General features: G+C 69.9%; 7 protein-coding genes. All 7 read left to right on the top strand.

Annotated features, from left to right (window positions below):
• Positions 1-1,599, top strand: a 1,599-nt coding sequence (locus tag PSR1_RS20790; RefSeq protein ID WP_152643402.1) for a type IV pilus secretin PilQ, incomplete at its 5' end; no start/stop codon positions are given.
• A 10-nt stretch (positions 1,600-1,609) separates the two neighbouring features.
• A complete protein-coding gene (locus PSR1_RS20795) occupies positions 1,610-2,263 on the top strand; it encodes a hypothetical protein (RefSeq protein ID WP_059439295.1) in 654 nt (217 codons plus the stop codon).
• Positions 2,264-2,394: 131 nt separating this feature from the next.
• Positions 2,395-2,754: a hypothetical protein gene (locus PSR1_RS20800; RefSeq protein WP_059439296.1), complete on the top strand. Its 360-nt coding sequence runs from the start codon at positions 2,395-2,397 to the stop codon at positions 2,752-2,754.
• 95 nt (positions 2,755-2,849) lie between these two features.
• Positions 2,850-3,422, top strand: coding sequence for an elongation factor P (efp, locus tag PSR1_RS20805; protein WP_059439297.1), 573 nt, complete (start codon positions 2,850-2,852; stop codon positions 3,420-3,422).
• 57 nt (positions 3,423-3,479) lie between these two features.
• Positions 3,480-4,019 carry an acetyl-CoA carboxylase biotin carboxyl carrier protein gene (gene accB, locus PSR1_RS20810; RefSeq protein ID WP_059439298.1) on the top strand — a complete coding sequence of 180 codons (540 nt, stop codon included), beginning with the start codon at positions 3,480-3,482 and terminating at the stop codon, positions 4,017-4,019.
• 16 nt (positions 4,020-4,035) lie between these two features.
• Positions 4,036-5,418: an acetyl-CoA carboxylase biotin carboxylase subunit gene (gene accC, locus PSR1_RS20815; RefSeq protein ID WP_059439299.1), complete on the top strand. Its 1,383-nt coding sequence runs from the start codon at positions 4,036-4,038 to the stop codon at positions 5,416-5,418.
• Positions 5,419-5,639: 221 nt separating this feature from the next.
• Positions 5,640-6,460, top strand: an 821-nt coding sequence (locus PSR1_RS20820) for a lipopolysaccharide assembly protein LapB (protein WP_152643403.1), incomplete at its 3' end; no start/stop codon positions are given.

A 6,460-nucleotide genomic window follows, 5' to 3' on the forward strand; every position in this document is an offset into this window, starting at 1 on the left:
CTCCCGCGCGCGCTGGAGCGCTCCCTCGACACCAGCGCCTTCCGCGGGCCGGTGGCGATGGTCTCGTCCTTCAACCAGCCGCAGACCGGGCAGGTCCGCATCGTGGCCAGCCTGCGCGGCAGCGCCAGGGACCGGATGATCGAGACGCGCGACGGGCTCGCCTGGACGTTCACCGAGGGCGGCGAGGCGGCGGAGGCCGCCGCGCCGGCCGCGCCGGAGCAGGCCCAGGCCGCCGACGCGAAGGTGGCGGGCTTCGCCGCCGAGGCGCCCGCGTATGCCTCGTCGGGCGCGCCGCAGGCGCGCGGCTACACCGGCCGCCGCATCACCCTCGACTTCCACGACATCGAGATCCGCAACCTGCTCCGGCTCATCGCCGACGTGTCGAAGAAGAACATCGTGGTGGCGGACGACGTCTCAGGGAAGGTCACCGTCTCGCTCCGCAACGTGCCCTGGGACCAGGCGCTCGACCTCGTCCTGCGCTCCAAGGGGCTCGGCAAGGAGGAGATGGGCAACGTGATCCGCATCGCGAAGTTCGACGCGATCGCCAAGGAGCAGGCGGCGAAGGCGGAGGCGGAGAAGGCCCGGATCCCGCTCATCCCGCTCAAGGTGCGCATCATCCCGGTGAACTACGCCCGCGCCGCCGACGTGGCGAGCCGGGTGAAGGACGTGCTCTCCGAGCGCGGCTCGGTCTCCACCGACGAGCGCACCAACGTCCTCATCGTGAAGGACATCCCCGAGGCCCTGGTCCGCGCCGAGGGCCTGGTGCGGAACCTCGACACCGAGATCCCGCAGGTGCTCATCGAGAGCCGCATCGTCGAGGCCTCCTCGAACTTCAACCGCCAGCTCGGCGTGCAGTGGGGCGGCAACGCCTCCTTCACGCAGGCTACCGGCAACCCCACCGGCGTCGCCTTCCCCAACAACGTCTCGGGCGCAGGCGCCGCGGGCCAGTCGCCCAACCAGGGCACGTCGAGCACCCCGAACTACGCCGTCAACCTCCCGGCCGCCATCGGCCAGGGCTCCGGCGGCGGCATCGGCCTGGTGCTCGGCTCGGCGAACGGGGCGTTCAACCTGAACCTGCGGCTCTCCGCGCTCGAGAACAACGGCGTGGTGAAGACCATCTCCTCGCCCAAGATCGCCACCATCGACAACAAGGAGGCGACCATCGGGCAGGGCATCTCGATCCCATTCTCGCAAACCTCCGCGTCGGGCGTGAACACCACCTTCGTCGAGGCGAAGCTGGAGCTGAAGGTCACCCCGCACGTCACCGCCGACGGCTCGATCCTCCTCAAGATCAAGGCGACCAACAACGCGCCGAACTCGTCCCTCACCGGCGCGAACGGCCAGCCGTCGATCTCGAAGCGCGAGGCAGAGACCGAGGTGCTCGTGAAGGACGGCGAGACCACCGTCATCGGCGGCATCTACACGCGCTCCACGGCCTCGAAGACCGCCTCCGTGCCGTTCCTCAGCAAGATCCCATTGCTCGGGTTCTTCTTCCGGAGCGACACGACCCAGGACGACCACACCGAGCTGCTCATCTTCATCACGCCGCGCATCCTGAACCGGCAGGCGGCGACGGCCGCGGCGGCCGCGAGCAACTAGGAGCCCAGCCATGAAGACGCGACTCGCGACCCTCATCCTCGCCGCGGCGGCGCTCGCCTGCACGGTGGACAACAACGCCTCGATCCAGGTGGTGGCGCTGTGCGCGCCTCCTGCGGAGACCTGCGCGACCGACGGCGGGTGCGGCGCCTACCTCGCCTCGCAACCGTTCGTGTATCTGGAGGGCGGCACCAACTACCTGGAGCTGTTCGTGGAGATGACGAACCAGCTCGAGAACAACGCGGACCCATCGGCTGGGCGCCTGAACACGAACGACGCGTACCTGGAGAAGTACCGGTTGACCTACCGGAGCGCGTTCTTCAACTACTCGAACTACGACTACCCGGCGAGCGGGATCCTGAAGGCGGGGAGCACCAGCGCCCCCGTCGTCCGGCTCATCCCCGAGACCATCAGCGCGCCGATGTCCGCCGCCATGGCGGCCGCCGGCGTGACGACCGGGCTGGTCGAGGTCGGGCTGACGATCACCGGCCACTACGCGAGCGGAGACTCGTTCGAGGTCGGTGGGGTGACGTTCCCGGTGGATGTGCACAACGACGCGTTCCCCGGCTACACGTGCCCGAACGCGACCGACACGATCACGTACGTCTGCCCGAATACGGCCCAGACGGCGGCATACACCTGCACGGCCGCGCCGGCCGCGCCGTAGCCTGATAGCCTGACGCGCCGCGTCCGCCCCCCATCCTTGACGCCCCCGGCGCCAGCGGGCTAGAACGGGCCGGTCTCCGCGGGTCCGGGGCCTGAAATCACGGCTCTTTTCGGCCGTGGAGGCGAGGATCGATGGGCTTTCGCGAACATTTGCAGGAGATCTGCCGGCGCTGCGACGGTGCGGTCGCCTGCACGCTCATGGGCATGGACGGCATCGAGGTGGACAGCCACGTCGAGGCCGAGGCCGACGTGGACCTCAAGTCCCTGCTCATCGAGTACTCCGGGCTGTTCCGGAGCGCCCAGGAGGCGTCCGAGACCCACGCGGCGGGCGGCCTGGCGGAGCTCTCGCTCTCCACGGACCGCATCCTCACCGTCGCACGCGTCGTCAACCCCGAGTACTTCATGGTCATGGCGCTCGCGCCGGACGGGAACTTCGGCAAGGCCCGTTACCTGCTGCGCGTCACCGCCCCCAGGCTGAGGTCCGAGCTGTAGCCGCGCGGGCGAGCGCACGCCGGCCGGTGCGCCGGGCGTCGCCCTGCGGCGGGGCTCATCTTTCACTTCCGACATTCCGAAGGAGCACCGACACAATGGCAGAGACCCTCGACACCTCGGCCTTCCGCCGCGGTCTCAAGATCGAGATCGACCGCGAGCCGTGGGAGATCATCGAGTTCCAGCACGTGAAGCCCGGCAAGGGCTCCGCGTTCGTGCGGACGCGCATCAAGAACCTGATGACCGGCCGCAGCATCGAGAAGACGTTCAAGTCCGGCGACGTGGTGGGCAAGCCCGACATCGACGAGCGGGAGATGCAGTACCTCTACCGCGAGGGCGAGCACTACAACTTCATGGACAACAAGAACTACGAGCAGACGTTCCTCACCGCGGAGCAGATGGGGGACGCGAAGAACTTCATCAAGGACAACACCACCACGCACATCCTGTTCTTCAACGGGAAGGCGATCGGGGTGACCCTGCCCAACTCGATGGACCTCAAGGTCGTGAAGTGCGACCCGGGCATCCGCGGCGACACGGTGTCCGGCGCGACCAAGCCGGCCGAGCTCGAGACCGGCTACGTGGTGAACGTCCCGCTGTTCATCAACGAGGGCGACACGCTCCGCATCGACACGCGGTCGGGCGAGTACCTGACCCGCGTCGCCGGCTAGCGCGCCGCCGCCGTCCTCCGTCCCCCCTCTCCACGTCCCTCGCCAGGAGCTCCGCACATGGCCACCCGTCCCCTGAAGCAGCAGCAGCCCGAGCGCACCCCCGAGCCCGCCCCGACGCCCGGCTTCACCATGGAGGACGTGAAGAAGCTGGTGGCCCTGGTGGAGAAGAGCGACGTGACGCACATCGCCTGGGCCAAGGGGGACGAGAAGGTGGTGATCCGCCGCGGCGGGGTGGCCGCGCCGGCGCCCGCGTTCCACGCCGCGCCGGTCGCCGCGCCGGTCCCGGCCGCGCTCGCGCCGGTCACCGCCCCGGCGGCGGCCGCCGCCCCCAAGGCGGAGCCCAAGGCGGACAAGCCCGGCGTCGAGGTGAAGTCGCCGTTCGTCGGCACGTTCTACCGGGCGCCCTCGCCCGACTCGCCGCCGTTCGTCGACGTGGGCCAGAAGGTGAAGAAGGGCCAGACGCTCTGCATCGTCGAGGCGATGAAGCTCATGAACGAGATCGAGGCGGAGACCGACGGGACGGTCGCCGAGATCTACGTCCAGAACGCGACCCCGGTGGAGTTCGGCGAGCCGCTGTTCCGCATCGTCGCGGGCTAGGCCCGGAGAGGCCGGCATGTTCAAGAAGGTCCTCATCGCCAACCGGGGCGAGATCGCGCTCCGTGTGCTCCGCGCCTGCAAGGAGCTCGGCATCGCCACGGTGGCGGTCCACTCCACCGCCGACGCCGAGTCGCTCCACGTGCGGTTCGCCGACGAGGCGATCTGCATCGGGCCCCCGCAGTCGCGGGAAAGCTACCTGAACCCGCGCGCGCTGCTCGCCGCCGCCGACGTCACCGGGGCCGACGCCCTCCACCCCGGCTACGGCTTCCTCTCGGAGAACGCCGAGTTCGCGGCGATGGTCGAGAAGATGGGCCTGAAGTTCATCGGGCCGCGGCCGGAGATGATCCGCCTCATGGGCAACAAGGTGGCGGCCCGCGAGGCGGCGGAGCAGGCCGGCCTGCCGCTGCTGCCCGGCGCCCGGGGCAAGCTCGCCGACGCCGAGGAGGCGGAGCGCATCGCCGAGCAGGTGGGCTACCCGGTGATCCTGAAGGCCGCCGCGGGCGGCGGCGGGCGCGGCATGAAGATCTGCCGCGACCGGAGCCAGATCCGGCAGCTGTTCGAGACCGCGTCGAACGAGGCGCTCGCCGCGTTCGGCGACGGGTCGATGTACCTCGAACGCTACGTCGAGATGCCGCGCCACATCGAGCTGCAGATCGTGGCCGACGAGCACGGCAACGTCATCCACCTGGGCGAGCGCGAGTGCTCGGTGCAGCGCCGCCACCAGAAGCTCATCGAGGAGTCGCCCTCGCCCGCCGTCACCCCGGAGCTGCGCCGGGAGATGGGCGAGGTGGCCCTCAAGGCCATGAGGAAGATCGGCTACAACAACGTGGGGACCATCGAGTTCCTCATGGACGAGAAGGGCCGGTACTACTTCATGGAGATGAACACCCGCATCCAGGTGGAGCACCCCGTGACCGAGCAGGTCTACGGGCTCGACCTGCTGCGGGAGCAGATCCGGCTGGCGGCCGGCGAGCGGCTGGAGCGCTCGCAGGCGTCGGTGGTCCCGCTGGCGCACTCCATCGAGTGCCGCGTGAACGCCGAGGACCCTGTCACGTTCGCCCCGTCGCCGGGGCGGATCACCGGCTACCACCAGCCGGGCGGGTACGGCGTGCGCGTCGACACGATGGCGTACGAGCAGTACAAGGTGCAGCCGTACTACGACTCGCTCGTGGCGAAGCTGATCGTCACCGGGGCGAACCGGGAGATCGCGCTGCGCCGGGCGATGCGCGCGCTCAACGAGTACGTGATCGAGGGGATCAAGACCAACATCCCCTTCCACAAGCGCGTGCTCACCTTCCCGGCGTTCATGGCGGGGCAGTACGACACCCGCATCGTCGAGCAGATCCTGAACCCGCCCGCGCCGGAGGAGACCCCTGCCTCCAAGGCGGCGGGCACGTAGGCGTCCGCGGCGCCGCGGGGGCCGCCGGGCCCCGCGCGGCGGCCGGTCCGGGCGGGCGTCGGACGGGAAAATTCCCGCGTCACTTCGCGGGATTCGCGTCTTGACCGCCCCCGGGGCATCCATTACCCTCGCAGATAGCCCCTGGCCCGCGTCGACGGCGGTGCGCGCCGCCCGCGCGTCCCACGGATGCGCGAGCCTCTCCGCGAGCACCGCCCGGCCCGATGGCTGTCGACAAGAACAAGATCATCGCCGAGGCGACCCGGTTCGTTCAGAAGGGCGCGCTCGACAAGGCCATCGCCGCGTACCAGAAGATCCTCGCCGAGGACCCGCGCGACGTGCGGATCCTGCTCAAGGTCGGCGAGCTGTTCCAGAAGAAGGGCGACGACCGGCTCGCGGCCGAGGCCTTCACCAAGGTGGCCGAGACCTACGCGGACCAGGGCTTCTTCCTGAAGTCGGTCGCGGTCTACAAGCAGATCGTCCGGCTCGATCCCGGCGACGTCCGGGTCAACGAGCGGCTCGCGGGGCTCTACCAGCAGCTCGGCCTGATGAGCGACGCGATGGGGCAGCTGCAGGTCACCGCCGCCGCGCACGAGCGCTCCGGCGACGTGGCCCGGCTCACCGACGTGCTCCGCCGCATGGTGGAGCTCGATCCCGAGAACATCCCCTCGGCCATCAAGCTCGGCGAGCTGCACGCGCGGGCCGGCCAGGCCGCGCAGGCGCTGGGGCTGTTCCGCCGCGCGGCCGACCACCTCCGCAAGCACAACCGCGCCGACGAGTACCTGAAGGTCGCCGAGCGCATCGCCGGCCTGGAGCCGGACGACCTCGGGCTGACCCGCGAGCTCGCGCACATCTACCTCGCGAAGGGCGACACGAAGCGCGCCCTCGCGAAGCTGCAGCTGTGCTTCAAGGCGGACCCGAAGGACGTGGAGACGCTGAACCTGCTCGCGCAGGCGTTCCGCGACCTGGGCCAGGTCTCGAAGACGCTCTCGGTCTACAAGGAGCTCGCGCACGTCCACGCGGAGCGCGGCCGCGCCGCCGACGC

This window comes from Anaeromyxobacter sp. PSR-1 (genome assembly GCF_000964525.1).
GTDB lineage: Bacteria > Myxococcota > Myxococcia > Myxococcales > Anaeromyxobacteraceae > Anaeromyxobacter.

Excerpts from the sequence above, each read along its gene's own strand:
- PSR1_RS20800 (WP_059439296.1), top strand. The coding sequence starts at position 2,395 with ATGGGCTTTCGCGAACATTTGCAGGAGATCTGCCGGCGCTGCGACGGT.
- accB (WP_059439298.1), top strand. The coding sequence starts at position 3,480 with ATGGCCACCCGTCCCCTGAAGCAGCAGCAGCCCGAGCGCACCCCCGAG.
- efp (WP_059439297.1), top strand. The coding sequence starts at position 2,850 with ATGGCAGAGACCCTCGACACCTCGGCCTTCCGCCGCGGTCTCAAGATC.
- PSR1_RS20795 (WP_059439295.1), top strand. The coding sequence starts at position 1,610 with ATGAAGACGCGACTCGCGACCCTCATCCTCGCCGCGGCGGCGCTCGCC.
- accC (WP_059439299.1), top strand. The coding sequence starts at position 4,036 with ATGTTCAAGAAGGTCCTCATCGCCAACCGGGGCGAGATCGCGCTCCGT.